The sequence below is a fragment of the Puia sp. genome, from assembly GCF_035546395.1.
In the GTDB taxonomy this organism is placed as follows: domain Bacteria; phylum Bacteroidota; class Bacteroidia; order Chitinophagales; family Chitinophagaceae; genus Puia.
In genome coordinates this window covers 92977-107779 of the sequence record NZ_DASZXR010000016.1, presented here as the reverse complement: position 1 = coordinate 107779, position 14803 = coordinate 92977, and the positions used below count along the sequence as shown (strand labels likewise).

Annotated in this window: 13 protein-coding genes; 12 read left to right on the top strand and 1 reads right to left on the bottom strand. The window is 54.4% G+C overall.

The window, feature by feature from the left end; all coding sequences use genetic code 11:
* Positions 1 to 90: 90 nt before the first annotated feature.
* From VHE34_RS21480 to VHE34_RS21450, 7 genes are all read left to right on the top strand, one after another.
* The gene (locus VHE34_RS21480) at positions 91 to 903 is read left to right on the top strand and encodes a glycogen/starch synthase (RefSeq protein WP_325591710.1); all 813 of its coding nucleotides are present in this window, start codon (positions 91 to 93) and stop codon (positions 901 to 903) included.
* Between the two features lie 65 nt (positions 904 to 968).
* Positions 969 to 2222: a methionine adenosyltransferase gene (metK, locus tag VHE34_RS21475; protein WP_325591708.1), complete on the top strand. Its 1254-nt coding sequence runs from the start codon at positions 969 to 971 to the stop codon at positions 2220 to 2222.
* 48 nt (positions 2223 to 2270) lie between these two features.
* Complete coding sequence (locus tag VHE34_RS21470; RefSeq protein ID WP_325591706.1) at positions 2271 to 2828, top strand: NUDIX hydrolase; 558 nt, start codon at positions 2271 to 2273, stop codon at positions 2826 to 2828.
* Positions 2825 to 3559, top strand: coding sequence for a 23S rRNA (guanosine(2251)-2'-O)-methyltransferase RlmB (rlmB, locus tag VHE34_RS21465; RefSeq protein ID WP_325591703.1), 735 nt, complete (start codon positions 2825 to 2827; stop codon positions 3557 to 3559). Before VHE34_RS21470 ends, rlmB begins: the two co-directional genes overlap by 4 nt.
* Positions 3556 to 4404: a hydroxymethylglutaryl-CoA lyase gene (locus tag VHE34_RS21460; protein ID WP_325591701.1), complete on the top strand. Its 849-nt coding sequence runs from the start codon at positions 3556 to 3558 to the stop codon at positions 4402 to 4404. Before rlmB ends, VHE34_RS21460 begins: the two co-directional genes overlap by 4 nt.
* A 2-nt stretch (positions 4405 to 4406) precedes the next feature.
* Entirely contained in the window at positions 4407 to 5384 is a 978-nt protein-coding gene (locus VHE34_RS21455) for a GSCFA domain-containing protein (RefSeq protein WP_325591699.1), read from the top strand.
* On the top strand, positions 5381 to 6079 hold the full coding sequence (locus tag VHE34_RS21450; protein WP_325591697.1) for a uracil-DNA glycosylase family protein: 699 nt from the start codon (positions 5381 to 5383) through the stop codon (positions 6077 to 6079). The genes VHE34_RS21455 and VHE34_RS21450 overlap by 4 nt, the downstream gene beginning before the upstream one ends.
* Here VHE34_RS21450 and VHE34_RS21445 read toward each other — a convergent pair.
* On the bottom strand, positions 6039 to 6647 hold the full coding sequence (locus VHE34_RS21445) for a tRNA-(ms[2]io[6]A)-hydroxylase (RefSeq protein WP_325591695.1): 609 nt from the start codon (positions 6645 to 6647) through the stop codon (positions 6039 to 6041). The genes VHE34_RS21450 and VHE34_RS21445 overlap by 41 nt on opposite strands.
* A 36-nt stretch (positions 6648 to 6683) precedes the next feature.
* Between VHE34_RS21445 and VHE34_RS21440 the strand changes: the two genes are divergently transcribed.
* The 5 genes from VHE34_RS21440 (at position 6684) to VHE34_RS21420 (ending at position 14525) form a co-directional block, all read left to right on the top strand.
* Entirely contained in the window at positions 6684 to 7784 is a 1101-nt protein-coding gene (locus tag VHE34_RS21440) for an 8-amino-7-oxononanoate synthase (protein WP_325591693.1), read from the top strand.
* A 190-nt stretch (positions 7785 to 7974) separates the two neighbouring features.
* Entirely contained in the window at positions 7975 to 10443 is a 2469-nt protein-coding gene (locus tag VHE34_RS21435; protein ID WP_325591691.1) for a penicillin acylase family protein, read from the top strand.
* An 11-nt stretch (positions 10444 to 10454) separates the two neighbouring features.
* The gene (locus tag VHE34_RS21430; protein WP_325591689.1) at positions 10455 to 10796 is read left to right on the top strand and encodes a hypothetical protein; all 342 of its coding nucleotides are present in this window, start codon (positions 10455 to 10457) and stop codon (positions 10794 to 10796) included.
* 13 nt (positions 10797 to 10809) lie between these two features.
* Positions 10810 to 13377 carry a DUF5686 and carboxypeptidase regulatory-like domain-containing protein gene (locus VHE34_RS21425; RefSeq protein ID WP_325591687.1) on the top strand — a complete coding sequence of 856 codons (2568 nt, stop codon included), beginning with the start codon at positions 10810 to 10812 and terminating at the stop codon, positions 13375 to 13377.
* 110 nt (positions 13378 to 13487) lie between these two features.
* Complete coding sequence (locus VHE34_RS21420) at positions 13488 to 14525, top strand: rhodanese-related sulfurtransferase (RefSeq protein WP_325591685.1); 1038 nt, start codon at positions 13488 to 13490, stop codon at positions 14523 to 14525.
* The last annotated feature ends 278 nt before the right edge of the window (positions 14526 to 14803 follow it).

The window sequence follows — 14803 nt, the reverse complement described above, 5'->3', positions numbered from 1 at the left end:
AAAACGGCTACGGCGCCGATTTTACAATAAAAATTGTACCTTTGCAAACTGTTTTGGTAAGGTTCCAATACAATCATCGAGATTAAAATAATGGTACAAAAAAAGCGAATTTTATTTATTGCCAACGAAATGTCGCCTTATTTAGAGCTGACGGAGTTTGCGGAGATCGTTAATAAGCTGGCAATTAAATCAAATGACAATGGATTCGAGGTGCGTTGTATCATGCCGAGGTTTGGGGTTGTAAATGAACGGAGGCACCGGCTTCATGAAGTGGTTCGCCTTTCGGGGATCAATGTTTCGGTTGATAATGATGACTTCCCTCTTCAGATCAAGGTAGCCTCTTTGCCCAACGCCCGTCTGCAGGTGTATTTTCTTGACAACGAAGATCTTTTCAAGCGCAAGTTCATCTTCCACGACGAGCAGGATAAATGGTTTGAGGACAACGGCCTGCGCACGGTATTCTATTGCAAGGGCGCCCTTGAGACGGTCAAGAAATTTGGCTGGCCTCCGGACGTCATTCATTGCAGCGGCTGGATGACGGGGCTGATCCCGTTGTATCTGAAAACGGTGTACAAGAAGGAGCCGGTGTTTGCGCACAGCAAGTGTGTATTTACCATCGGCCAGCCCACCTTCAAGGAAAAGCTGGGACCGGATTTCCTGAAGATCGCGAACATCCATTCCAATATCAAGGAAAAGGACCTGGAGCCTTATAAGGAGGCTAACAATACTGCTCTCTTCCGTGGAGGGGCCACTTATGCCGACGCCATCACGTTTGGCGCCGAGAAGGTGGACAAGAAGCTGGTCGAGGAATTCGGGAAGATCCGGGGCCGGAAAGTTCTCTCCTTTAACGCGGAGTCTGATTTAACAGATTATTTGCAGTTGTACATGGACCTGAGTAAATAACCTACTATCTTTGCCGCGTTTAATCATCTTTAACTCATTAATTCTCATCAAACCTTTTAAACAAAATGCCTTATTTATTCACTTCTGAGAGCGTTAGCGAAGGGCACCCGGACAAAGTGGCCGACCAGATCTCCGATGCATTGATCGATCATTTCCTGGCCTTTGACCCCCAGTCCAAGGTTGCCTGTGAGACGTTGGTGACTACCGGCCAGGTCGTGCTTGCCGGGGAAGTAAAATCTAAGGCCTATCTCGACGTGCAGGACATCACCCGGGACGTTATCCGGCGTATCGGCTACACGAAGAGTGAATATATGTTCGAAGCCAATTCCTGCGGGATCTTTTCGGCCATCCATGAGCAATCCTCCGATATCAACCAGGGGGTCGACAAGAAGAAGAAGGAAGAGCAAGGTGCGGGTGACCAGGGGATGATGTTCGGCTATGCCAGCAACGAAACAGAAGATTATATGCCGCTGGCGCTCGATCTGGCGCATAAGATCCTGCTGGAGCTGGCGGCGCTGCGCCGGGAGAACAAGCAGATCAAGTATTTGCGTCCCGACGCCAAGAGCCAGGTCACGCTGGAATACGATGACAACAACAAGCCGGTGCGGATCGATGCGATCGTCGTTTCCACCCAGCACGACGACTTCGACACGGAAGCCAAGATGCAGGCAAAGATCAAGAAGGATATCATCGAGATCCTGATCCCGCGCGTGAAGGCAAAGTATAAGAAGTATTCCCGTCTGTTCAACGACAATATCAAGTACCATATCAATCCTACCGGGAAATTCGTTATCGGGGGACCGCATGGCGATACGGGTCTGACGGGCCGGAAGATCATCGTCGATACGTATGGCGGCAAGGGCGCCCATGGCGGTGGTGCATTCAGCGGGAAAGATCCTTCCAAGGTCGACCGTTCGGCTGCTTATGCCACCCGGCATATTGCGAAGAACCTGGTTGCCGCGGGGGTAGCCGACGAGATACTGGTGCAGGTGTCCTACGCTATCGGGGTGGCTCAACCTACCAGCATCAACGTAAATACGTATGGTACGGCCAAGGTAAAGCTGACCGACGGGCAGATTGCCAAGAAGGTCATGGAACTGTTCGATATGCGGCCCTATTTCATCGAGAGCCGGCTTAAGCTGCGTAATCCCATTTATAGCGAGACGGCAGCTTATGGTCATATGGGCCGTCAGCCGCAGGTGGTGGAGAAGACTTTTCTTTCGCCAGACGGGAAGGAAGTGAAGCGGAAGGTGGAGCTGTTTACCTGGGAGAAGCTGGACTATGTTCCCAAGGTGAAGAAGGCTTTTGGATTGAAATAAGCTCAACTTATAAATTGAAACCTCCCCTTCGGGGAGGTTTTTTACGTTATGATGAAGAATCCGTGGAAGATATTGCAAGAGAGGTCGGTTTACGACAACAAATGGATCGGAGTGAACGAATACGAGGTGCTGAATCCCAGTGGCGGAAAGGGTATTTATGGCACTGTTCGGTTCAAGAACCTGGCTATCGGGATATTGCCGCTCGATGAAGAGGGGTATACCTGGCTGGTGGGGCAGTGGCGGTTCCCCCTGGAGATGTACAGTTGGGAGATACCGGAAGGCGGTGGCGATCCGGCATTGCCGCCGATCGAATCGGCGCGCAGGGAGCTAAAGGAGGAGACGGGGTTGGTGGCCAGCGAATGGACACTGATCCAGGAGATGCACCTGTCCAATTCCGTGACCGACGAGCGGGCGTTGATCTTTATGGCCCGCGGGTTGCGGCAGGAGGAGGCGATGCCCGAAGAGACCGAGCAACTGGCGGTGCGGCGGGTATCCTTCGACGAGGCCTTCGAGATGGTCGAGCGTGGAGAGATCACCGATTCGATGTCGGTGGCGGCTATCCTGAAAGTAAAATTACTATTGACCACCGGAGCGATCATAAAATGAAGCAAAGCAAATTAATTATAGGCAGGCAGCCGCTTGTCGAGGCGATCCGTTCGGGAAGGGCGGTGGATAAGATACTGATGCAGCGGAATGCGGCTGGTGAAGTTGTTGGGGAAATCAGGCAGCTCGCGAGGGAACTCAACATCCCGATACAGGTCGTGCCGCCGGAAAAACTGGGTTCGCTGACGAAAGCCAACCACCAGGGGGTCATCGCCTTTGCCGGCCTGGTCCAATACATGGACCTGCAGCAGGTGGTCGATCATGTGGTCGGAGCGGGGAGTGTGCCCTTGTTCGTCATGTTGGACGGGGTTACGGACGTTCGGAATATCGGGGCTATTGCCCGGAGCGCGCTTTGCTGCGGAGCGCAGGCGCTGATCATTCCCGATAAAGGGGTAGGGGCTTTGAACGAAGAGGCGATGAAGTCTTCCGCCGGTGCGCTGGAGCTGATCCAGGTGTGCCGGGTGCCCAGTTTGTTAAAGGCGGTAGATACCCTTCATCTGAATGGCATAAAGGTTTTTACGAGCGAGATGAAGGCGGAAAAGAAAGTTTTTGAACTGTCGCTGGCCGAGCCCTGTTGTATCGTAATGGGGAGCGAGGATAAAGGTGTACAGCCTTATATCCGCAAGGCGGCGGACGAATTCTTTACGATCCCGATGGCGGGGAACTTCGATTCGTTCAATGTGTCAGTCGCCGCGGGAATCATCTTATATGAAGCAATGAAACATCGGTTATGATAACGCTTGTCGAATGTCCGCGGGATGCGATGCAAGGCTGGCCGCAGATCATACCTACGGCCAGAAAGATCGAATATCTGAATTCGCTTTTGCGGGTAGGATTCGATGTGCTTGACTTTGGGAGCTTTGTTTCGCCAAAGGCCATTCCGCAGATGGCGGATACCGCCGAAGTGCTGGCGGGACTGGATTTACGGGGTGTGAAGACCCGGTTGCTGGCTATTGTAGCGAACTTCCGTGGTGCGGAGGAGGCGGCGGGGCATGAGGAGATTGCCTATCTCGGGTTTCCTTTCTCCGTGTCGGAGACCTTTCAACTGCGAAATACCAATAAGACCATCGAGGGCAGCTTTGCTACGGTGGAGGAGATGCAGGAACTGTGTGTGAGGACCCAGAAGGAGCTGGTGGTCTATCTGTCGATGGGATTCGGCAATCCTTATGGCGAGGCCTGGAATGAAGAGGTGGTGTATCAATGGGCTGCTGCGCTGGCGAAATTGGGGGTGAGGACCTTGTCTGTGGCCGATACGGTGGGGGTTGCGACGCCGGAGCAGGTGTTTTCGGTGGTGGATTACCTGGTCCGGCAGCTGCCGCAGTGTACCATTGGAGTGCATTTGCATTCGACGCATCATAATCGGAAGACGAAGGTCGATGCCGCGCTGGAGGCCGGCTGCCGGCGATTTGACGGCGCATTGAAAGGTATCGGTGGATGCCCGATGGCTGGAAATGCTCTTGTGGGGAATATGGATACGGAGTGGATGATCCGGCATTTCCGCGAGAAAGGATTATTGGGTGACCTGGATGAAGAGGCATTGGCCGACAGTCTTCGGCTGGCGGGGGGGGTGTTTGAATAATCATGGAATTTCAATTGCCGATATCGCTTCCGCCGCTGCCTGTACCGATCCGATATGGGGAGAAGGTGTTGCTCACAGGGAGTTGTTTTACCGAGCATATCGGGAATGCGCTTGGGGAGTGGAAATTCGATGTGTTGCAAAATCCCAACGGCATTCTTTTTGACCCTGCCAGTGTTGCTTCGAGCCTCATCTCTTATATCCGGCCGGAGGAGTACACCGACCAGGATCTTTTCTTTCTGAATGAAGTCTGGCAGAGCTGGCGGCATCACAGTATCTTTTCGAATATGGACAGGGCGGCAGCTGTGGCGGGGATCAATGCTTCGCAGCGGCAGGCTCATGCTTTTTTAAAACGAGCGGACTGGTTGATCATAACGTTGGGCAGCGCTTTCTCTTATCGATTGGCCGATAGCGGGGTGGCGGTGGCCAACTGCCACCGGGCGCCGGCGCAGGGCTTTCGGAAGCACCTGATGGCCATCGAAGAGATCCATGCGGTATTCGACAGCTGCCTGTACCAGTTGTTCAATTTCAATCCCGGCCTGAAAGTGCTGTTCACGATCAGTCCCGTGCGGCATATCCGCGATGGGGTCGTGGATAACAATCGCAGTAAGGCCCGGCTGATCGAGGCGGTACACCATCTCGTCAATAAATTCGATCGGATCTGGTATTTCCCCGCGTATGAGCTGGTGATCGATGTGCTTCGGGATTACCGCTTTTATGATGTCGATATGGTCCATCCAAATTATCCGGCGACGCAGTTTGTGCTGGAAAAATTTATTCACCAATGTCTCGATGCGGATGCCCGGGAGCTGTTGGAGGAAGTGAAGAAGATCGTCATTGCCCGCAAGCACAAGCCTTTTCAGCCGGCCACGCTGGCGCATCAGCGGTTTTTGGCGGAGCAGTATAGCCGGGCTGTGGCGTTGGCGGCGCGATATCCTTTTCTTAACCTCACCGAGGAGATCGACTATTTTTCCGGGAAATGAGCTACGCTACGGCGATATTGGAGTTTTACAAGGGACTGCGGCCGGATTTTCCTATGCCGGAGGGCGTCTCCATCATGAATCCGTATACGAACCCCGGTACCTGGGACCTGGCGAGCCGGTTCTACCGGAAATTCTACGATGATGACCGGCCGAGGGTTTACATCTTTGGGATCAACCCCGGACGATTTGGGGCGGGCGTGACGGGGGTGCCTTTCACCGATCCGATCCGGCTGGAGGAGAAATGCGGCATTCCGAATACGATGCCCCGGAAGGCGGAGTTATCTTCGCTTTTTGTCTATGCGATGATCGAGGCATTCGGTGGTGTGGAGGCTTTTTACCGGCGATTTTATATCACGGCGTTGTCGCCCCTGGGTTTTGTGCGGGAGGGTAAGAACCTGAACTACTATGACGACAAGGAGCTGATGCGGGATTTCGAGCCTTTTATGCTGCGGTGTATCCGGCGTCAGCTGGAGACGATGCCTACGATAGAGATCGCCTACTGCCTGGGAGAGGGAACGAATTTCAACTATTTCAGTAAGGTGAACGAGCGGCATGGATTCTTCAAGGAGATCATTCCGTTGCCGCATCCGCGATGGGTGATGCAATACCGGCTCAAGCGGATGGAGGAATTCGTGGACCTGTATTTGCAGCGGCTCAGTGTATCCGATCGCCCCGAACTTCCAGTGAATTCATGACTCCGGCCTCCTTATCGAGCCATTCTTTCCATCGACTGCGAACGGTGTCCTTGTCGATGTAGGTTTCGGCCAGTTCGATGAAGAGGTGATAGTGGCCGGCCTCGCTTTCCATGAAGCGGCGGTAGAATTGCCGGAGGTAGTTGTCTTCAAGGCCTTCGCTGAGGCGTTTGAAGCGTTCGCAGCTGCGGGCCTCGATGAGGGCGAAGAGCAGGAGGCGATCGAGGAACCGTTCATTTTCATTGGCGCCTTTCTTTTCAAATTCCATCAGTTGGTTGACGTAGATATCTTTCCGTTGCCGGCCGAGTTTCAGTCCGCGTTTTTGGAGTTCGGCCAGGACGAGCCGGAAATGTCCCCATTCTTCGGTGACGATGGGGGAGAGATCTTCGACGAGGCGTTGTTTGTCGCTATAGCGCTGGATGAGGGAGATGCAGCTGGTGGCGGCTTTTTGTTCGCACCAGGCGTGGTCGGTGAGGATGGCTTCGAGGGAGATGCTGCTCAGATGAACCCACCGCGGGTCGGTGGGAAGCTGGAGTCCGAGGATGTTCTTTTGACCGGTGGTGGTTTCCATGGGGTGAAATTACGTAGGTTTGCCGGAAATTTTGCGATGCGGGACGAGACCTTTTTAGATCGGAAACTGGCCGAGAGGCGTGCGAATGCGGCGTTCCGGAAGCTGCGGCTTCCGGAGGGAAAGGTCGATCTTTGTTCGAACGATTATTTGGGGGTGGTGCGGGATGGATTGCTGACCGCGGGAGAGCAGGAGGTATTGGCGCATGGCAGTGGCGGATCGCGGCTGCTTGCCGGCAATTATCCGTTGATCGAGGACGTCGAACGGCAGTTGGCGGGGTTTCATGCGGCGCCGGCTGCCTTGATCTATAATTCGGGATATGATGCGAACCTGGGGTTGCTGAGCTGTGTTCCGCAGCGGGGGGATGTGGTGCTTTATGATGCGCTTAGCCATGCATCGATCCGTGACGGGATGCGATTGTCTTTTGCCCAGGCCTATTCTTTTGTTCATAACGACTGCGCCGATCTTGAGCGGCGGTTGTCGGCCCGGAGCGGGGGCGGCACCTGTTTTGTCGTGACCGAGTCGGTATTTTCCATGGATGGCGACCAGGCGCCGTTAAAGGAGATGGCGGCGCTGTGCCGGCGGCATGGGGCGCACCTGATAGTCGATGAGGCGCATGCAACGGGCGTAATCGGCGTTGAAGGAGAAGGGCTTGTGCAGGCGTTGGGATTGCAGGAGGAGTGTTTTGCGCGCGTCCATACTTTCGGGAAGGCCGTAGGTTGCCATGGTGCGGTGGTGCTGGGCAGTTCCCTTTTGCGGGATTACCTGATCAATTTCAGCCGAAGCCTGATCTATACGACGGCGTTACCGCCTGCCAGTGTCCGGGCCATCGCCAGGGCCTATGCGCTAATGCCGCAGTTAGGACCTTTGCGGGCTCAGCTGTCGCAGCTGATCGATCTATGGCGGGCGGAGGAGATCGGCTACCGGAGGTTTGACAGCCGGACCCCTATCCAGGTGGTGATCGTCCCGGGGAATGATGCCGTGCGGGCTTTAGCGGAGCGGTTGCAGGCGGCGGGTCTGGATGTCCGGCCCATTCTGTATCCGACGGTGCCCAAGGGGAGTGAGCGGTTACGGATCGTGTTGCATGCCTTCAATACGGCGGAGGAGATCAGGGCGCTTTGCGGGTTGTTAAAAAAATAAGCCGTCTCACTGCTGAGAACGGCCTATTCATCTACCTGAACCACCTGAACTGACTTAAAGAGTACGTTGTTATTTTCGGGCCGCTTTTCTGCGGCGAATTTTCCGATACAAAATTGAGACGAAGAAGGCAATGGGACAATACCATTTTGTGGTAGTTTTGAAGTATTTTAACGGAATAATCGTCTTTCTCATGAGAATAATCCCTTTCCTGCTTTCGCTTATCCTGACCGTAGGGTTGATCTATTGTTTGAGCCGTCAGTGGGGCGGACTACAGAAGACCCCGCCTTTTGGCCAATTTTTCAGTCCTCAGCATGGGTTCTGGCAGAATGCCGAACCGGTGAACGGGAGTTTCGACGGGAGCGTATTGTTGGCGGGATTGAAAGGGAGGGGAGATGTCTATTTCGATGAGAACCTGGTGCCGCATGTTTTTGCGGCCAATCATGCAGACGCCAGTTATATCCAGGGGTATCTGCATGCCCGTTTCAGGCTTTGGCAGATGGAGTTCCAGACCTTTGCCGCGGCGGGCCGGGTGAGCGAGGTGCTGGGTGCGGGTCCTGGTAATGCCTATGTCAATTACGATCGAAGCATGCGACGGCTGGGAATGGTCACGGCGGCCAAGGCTGCGTTGCAGGAGATGGAGAAGGACAGTGTCGTAAAGGCGGACTGCGATGCTTACACTGCGGGCGTGAACGCCTATATCAGCCAGTTAAAGGCCAGTGAGCTGCCGCTGGAATACAAGCTGCTGAACTATTCCCCGGAGCCGTGGACAAACCTGAAGATCGCGCTTTTTGTCAAATATATGGCCTATGACCTGGCGGGCCACGACAACGACTTCGAGATGACCAATGCGAAGAGCTTCTTCAGTAAGGAAGATTTTGCGAAGCTTTATCCCGAGGTGCAGGATAGCGTCGATCCGATCATCCCGAAAGGGACCCATTTTTCACCTCCGGGATTTAGCCCAAAGGCGCCGGCTACCGTGGACAGTCTTTATATGAATATGCCGCTGACGATTACGGCGGCGGAGTCCAAGCCGGACCCTGACAACGGCAGCAATAACTGGGCGATCAGCGGAAGTAAGACGATGAGTCACCGGCCGATCCTTTGCAATGATCCCCATCTCAGCACGAATCTGCCGTCGATCTGGTACCAGATGCAGATCCATACTCCGGAATACAATGTCTATGGAGTTTCGTTCCCCGGCGCGCCTTATGTGATCATCGGGTTCAACGACAGCTGTGCGTGGGGGATCACCAATGCGGAGCGGGATGTGCGGGATTATTATTCCATCAAATTCAAGGATGAGACGCGGAAAGAATACTGGTATAATGGGAAATGGGTACCGGCGGACCAGCGGGTGGATACGATCGTGGTCAAGGGCGGTGCGCCTTTTTACGATACCGTGGCCTCGACCGTTTTCGGGCCGGTGATGTATGATCCGAGCTTCGCCGGTTTTTCGGAGGAGGGGACCAGCCGCAGCTATGCCGTTCATTGGAAGCCGGGCGACCCTTCCGACGAGCTCAGGACCTTTAGCCGGTTCCAGTCGATGCGGAACTATTCGGACTATAAGGAGGCGATCGTGACCTTTAAGAGTCCGGGGCAGAATTTTGCGTTTGCGGATAAGAGTGGTGTGGTGGCTATCTGGCAGCAGGGCGAATTTCCGGCCAAGTGGAAGGAACAGGGGCGATTTGTGATGCCGGGCGAGGACAGCAGCTACCGGTGGCAGGGGAATATTCCGCAACAGGAGAACCCGACGATGTTGCTGGATACGTTGGATAGTGGCCGCGGATTTGTCAGCAGCGCCAACCAGCTCCCGGTGGATACGAGCTATCCATACTACCTGGGGATCGATTTCCCGCCGTACCGGGGATTGATCATCAACCGGAAGCTGAACAGCATGAACTCCATCACTCCCGCGGATATGGAATCGATGCAGACGAGTAATTATGACGTCTTTGCGGCGATGGCCAAACCTTTGCTGCTCCGGAATATCCATGAGGAGCCGTTGAGCGTGGATGAGAAGAACTATCTCAAAGTCTTCCGGGATTGGAACTGCAATAATAACCCCGATGAGGAGGGGCCGGTGATCTTTCAGTATTGGTGGAGGCATCTGACAAAGGACATCTACGACGATGAGTTCTCGAAGTCGAGCCTGAACATGATGCGACCGTTTGAGAGTACGTTACTCGAGTCCTTGTTGAAGGATTCGGCTTATTCTTTTATCGACAATGTCAACACGCCGGAGAAAGAGACCTTGCAACAGGTGGTCACCAAGGCCTTTCTACAGGCCGTTCCGGACCTTGCGGCGGCTGCCAATGCGGGCCGGCTCACCTGGGCAAAGAATAAGGACACCTGGGTCCGTCACTTGCTGCGGATCCCTCAGCTGAGCCGGACGAACCTGCCGATCGGCGGAGGCGTGCATTGCATCAATGCGGCCAAGAAGCTGCACGGGCCCAGCTGGCGGATGATCGTCGAGTTGACGGATAAGACCTCCGCCCTGGGCATCTATCCGGGCGGACAGAGTGGAAATCCGGGGAGCCGCTATTATGACAATTTTGTCGACAAATGGGCTGCCGGGGTGTACAATAGCCTTTGGGTGATGGGGCCGGAGGATGTGAAGGACAGCCATGTGAAATGGACGGTGCATTTTTCCAACCAATAACATTATTAGCCATGATAAAATTCATTGTTTCCATTTTGCTTATCGCTTTGCTGAGCTTTATCTGCGGACTTTTCTTTCCCTGGTGGAGCATCGCCATCGCGGCGTTTGTCGTCAGCGCCCTGATCCCGCAGCGTCCATTGGCTGCTTTCTTTGCCGGTTTTGTTGCGCTCTTCCTGCTTTGGGGTGGTCTTGCCGCCTATTTCGATACGGCCAACAACAGTATCCTGTCGGCGAGAGTTGCCGGCATGGTCTACTTGCGTGGATCTTCCGTTGCTTTGGTGATCGTGACGGGATTTATCGGAGCGCTGGTGGGGGGCGGAGGTTCGCTTACCGCCGCATTCTTACGAAAATGAAATCCGGTGCACTATGCGGAGCCTTATCTTATTGGTACTCCCGATCCTTTGTTGTATAGGCGCCCGGGCCACCCGGGTTACCGGCATTGTGAGGGATGAGAAGGGGAATGTCCTGCCTTATTCCTCCATACTGATCAAGGGAACGACCCGCGGCGTGACGGCGGGGGGTGACGGGCGATATAGTATCGAACTGTCGCCGGGACAGCATATCCTTGTCTGCCAATATGTAGGATATCAGCGGGAGGAGAAGAGCGTTACTGTTGGCGCGGACGAGCTTGTCGTGGATTTTCGGCTTTCGCCGCTGCAGCTATCGATGGCCGAGGTGGTGGTGCGGCCCGGCGGGGAGGACCCGGCCTATGCGATCATCCGGCATGCCATCAAGAAGCGCCGGGATTATGAGAATCCGCTGGATTCGTTCACCTGTGAGGCCTATATCAAGACGCTGATGCGGACCCGGGGGTTGCCCAAGCGGATCCTCGGGCAGAAGATCCAGGAATCGGATAAGAAAGATATGGGCGTCGATTCGGCAGGAAAGGGGATCATCTTTTTGTCGGAGTCCCTTACGAAGGTGGCTTTTAAACGGCCGGACAGGATCAAGCTGGAAGTGTTGTCGGGAAGGCAGAGTGGGAGCAACGGATACGGATTCAGCATTCCGACCTTTATCAATTTTTATAAGAATAATGTGGCGGTGCTGGGAGACCAGCTGAATCCGCGTGGGTTTGTTTCGCCGATCGCGGATGCGGCGCTGGCCTATTACCGCTATAAGTTCCTGGGGAGTTATTTTGAAGATGGGAAGGAGATCAACGAGATCCAGGTGATCCCGAGGCGAAAGTATGAGCCGTTGTTCTCGGGAAAGATCGATATCATCGACGGGGAATGGAGAATCCATAGCCTCGATCTTCGGTTGTTGAGGGAGTCACAGCTGGAGATACTGGATACGCTGGAGATAAAGCAGATCCATGCGCCGGTGGGGGCGGCTGCGGCTTCCGGGGCGACGGGTAGGAGCGGGGAGGTTTGGCTGGTGAAAAGCCAGGTCATTTATTTTACATTCAATATCCTGGGCATCGATGCCGTAGGCAATTTTCTGAATGTGTACAACAACTATGATGTTGCGCCGGTGTTCAGGAGGCGGTATTTCAACAATGTCCTGATCCGTTACGACACGGCGGGGAACCGGAAGACGAAGGCCTATTGGGATAGCATCCGGCCGTTGCCACTCGAGCCGGATGAGAAGATCAACTACGTCATCCGGGACAGTATCTACCGGTATAGCCAGGATTCGATGGGTACGAAGCGGAACCGGGATTCGCTGTTGAAGCGGCAGGGGCCGGTGAAGGCGGGACAGTTGCTGATTGGCGGATTTAACCGGAGCGATTTCCGGCAGCCGCGGCCGATGCGGTATTCCATGGAGGGGTTATTACCCAACGTGAGCTATAATACCGTAGAAGGCATTAACCTGACGGTTGCCGGGCGGATCGGCAAGCGGTTGCGGGGTGGGGGTGGAGACCTCAGCTTTTCGCCGCATTTCCGGTATGGGTTTAACAATCACTTGTTCAACGCGTGGGGAGAGTTGACCTTGGACCGGAGATCGTTTAGCCGGGAGGGGGAGGAAATATCCAGTTCGCGCCAGAGTTGGACATTGGCCGGTGGCAGGAGGGTGGCGCAGTATAACCCGGACAATCCCATTTCCGAGGTGGTGAATGCCCTGTATACCCTGCTTCGGGGCCGCAATTATATGAAGATCTATGAAAGCCGTTTTGCGGAACTGAGATCGGCGACGCGTTTTGACAACGGCATGCGGCTGAATATAAAGACCCTGTATGAGGACCGGCGACCACTTGAGAATACAACCTATTATTCGTTTGTCAAGCCATCCAGCCGTGCGTTTACGGGCAATTACCCGTGGGAGATACCGATAGCGCCCCAGCTTGTTGTGCCGCACCAGGCGTTGGTGACGACGGTCGACCTGGAATATCAACCGGGGCAACGGTTTATCGAATATCCCAACCGGAAAGTATCGATAGGCTCGAAATATCCAACTTTTACGATCGGCTATGCGAAGGGTTGGGAAGTGTTGGGAAGCGATGTGAATTTCGACAAATGGTCGTTCTCCGTCCGGGATGCCATGAACTTCAGATTGCGGGGGGAGCTACGGTACCGGTTCTCGATCGGGGGCTTCCTCAACGCCAACTCGGTGTATCTGCCCGATTACCAGCATTTCAACGGCAATCAGACCCTTGTCGCCAGCGAATACCTCAATAGCTTCCAGGTGGCGCCTTATTATGCCAACAGCACGACCGAAAATTTCTATGCGACGGCGCATCTCGAGCACCATTTCAATGGGTTCCTGACCAACAAGATCCCGTTGTTCCGGCGGCTGAACTGGCATCTTGTGGGCGGGGGTAATGCTTTCTATGTCAATGGGTCCGAACATTATGAAGAGATGTTCTGGGGGCTGGAGAATATTTTCAAGCTGTTGCGGGTGGATGTCGTCGCCTCCTGGCGGGATGGGAGGTATTGGGAGACGGGCGTGCGGGTTGGGTTTGGGGGGCTGTTGGGTGGTGGGCGAGGGCAGCGGTGAGGGGTGGCTGCCGTTGGGGGCGGCTGCCGGGGGTGTTGATGTTTGGGGCTGCCTGTCGGGCTGCGCTGTGCGGGGGACTGCCTGCGCCGAAATTTTTGTAATTTTGCCGGATGGCCGCATTGCATAATCGTGTCTCGCAGAAGGAGCTGAAGGAGCGTTTATACCAGGAAACCGATCCGCGGACGACTATCTCTTTTTACCGGTATTTTCCAATCGCTGATCCCCGGCTGTTCCGGGATGAGTTGTATTCTGCGCTTGCTGCGTTGAAGGTCTTTGGCCGTATCTATGTGGCCCGGGAGGGGATCAACGCGCAGATCAGCGTTCCGCAGCCGAATTTTGAGCCCTTGCGGGTTTTGCTGGAAGGGATCGCGGGTCTGGAGCGGCTGCGGCTGAACATCGCCGTCGACGACGATGGGAAGTCTTTTTGGGTCCTGAAGATAAAGGTGCGGGACAAGATCGTGGCGGATGGGATCGAGGATGCCGGTTTCGACATGAACCGGAAGGGGAAATATGTCGATGCTGTCGAATTCAACCGGTTGACGGACGATCCGAATACCGTTGTCGTGGATATGCGTAATCATTACGAGTACGAGGTAGGGCATTTCGATGGGGCGATCGAGGTGCCGTCGGACACGTTCCGCGATCAGTTGCCGATGTCGGCGGAGATGCTGGGTGCGGAGAAGGATAAGACCATCATCATGTACTGTACCGGAGGGATCCGGTGCGAGAAGGCTAGCGCGTATCTTTTGCACCGGGGGTTTTCCAATGTTTTTCACCTGGAGGGTGGGATCATTCACTATGCGAATTCCGTCAGGGAGCAGGGGTTGGAGAATAAGTTCCGCGGGAAGAATTTTGTTTTTGACAACAGGATGGGGGAGCGGATCAGCGAGGAGGTGATCGCGCAATGTCATCAATGTGGGGCGCCTGCCGATACGCATACCAATTGCCGGAATGAGGGGTGTCATTTGTTGTTCATTCAATGTGCGGCCTGTGCGGAGAAGTATGAGGGGTGTTGTAGTGTGGCCTGCCAGGAGGCGATCCATTTGCCGGAGGAGGAGCAAAGGATGCGGCGGAAGGGGGTTGCGAAGGGGGTGCACGCCTTCAATAAGGCGAGGAGCCGGACGCGGAAAAAGGCTCCGGGGCGTTGATTTTGCAGCCAGGGGCGTTTTTGTTCGGGAGATAGCTGTGTTTTTCCTGCTACGTTATAGTTGGCTCTTGCGGGCTTTTGAGTTTATTTTCGCGGGAAGCGGCCGCTGTTTTGTCCTTGGCAGAGGGTATATTTTGTTGAAATGATATATATGTAGCAGTTGCAGTTTCAATAAAATTCCAATAGATTTGAATCCAACAAAAATTGTTGAACGTACGTTTAATCAATAACTTTTTCATTAGTAGCTAAATCGTATTTGCGTCCGTGCCCGTCGATCGC

Coding starts and splice junctions, on each gene's coding strand:
- VHE34_RS21435 (WP_325591691.1), top strand. CDS start 7,975: ATGAGAATAATCCCTTTCCTGCTTTCGCTTATCCTGACCGTAGGGTTG.
- VHE34_RS21460 (WP_325591701.1), top strand. CDS start 3,556: ATGATAACGCTTGTCGAATGTCCGCGGGATGCGATGCAAGGCTGGCCG.
- rlmB (WP_325591703.1), top strand. CDS start 2,825: ATGAAGCAAAGCAAATTAATTATAGGCAGGCAGCCGCTTGTCGAGGCG.
- metK (WP_325591708.1), top strand. CDS start 969: ATGCCTTATTTATTCACTTCTGAGAGCGTTAGCGAAGGGCACCCGGAC.
- VHE34_RS21445 (WP_325591695.1), bottom strand. CDS start 6,647: ATGGAAACCACCACCGGTCAAAAGAACATCCTCGGACTCCAGCTTCCC.
- VHE34_RS21430 (WP_325591689.1), top strand. CDS start 10,455: ATGATAAAATTCATTGTTTCCATTTTGCTTATCGCTTTGCTGAGCTTT.
- VHE34_RS21450 (WP_325591697.1), top strand. CDS start 5,381: ATGAGCTACGCTACGGCGATATTGGAGTTTTACAAGGGACTGCGGCCG.
- VHE34_RS21440 (WP_325591693.1), top strand. CDS start 6,684: ATGCGGGACGAGACCTTTTTAGATCGGAAACTGGCCGAGAGGCGTGCG.
- VHE34_RS21425 (WP_325591687.1), top strand. CDS start 10,810: ATGCGGAGCCTTATCTTATTGGTACTCCCGATCCTTTGTTGTATAGGC.
- VHE34_RS21470 (WP_325591706.1), top strand. CDS start 2,271: ATGATGAAGAATCCGTGGAAGATATTGCAAGAGAGGTCGGTTTACGAC.
- VHE34_RS21455 (WP_325591699.1), top strand. CDS start 4,407: ATGGAATTTCAATTGCCGATATCGCTTCCGCCGCTGCCTGTACCGATC.
- VHE34_RS21480 (WP_325591710.1), top strand. CDS start 91: ATGGTACAAAAAAAGCGAATTTTATTTATTGCCAACGAAATGTCGCCT.
- VHE34_RS21420 (WP_325591685.1), top strand. CDS start 13,488: ATGGCCGCATTGCATAATCGTGTCTCGCAGAAGGAGCTGAAGGAGCGT.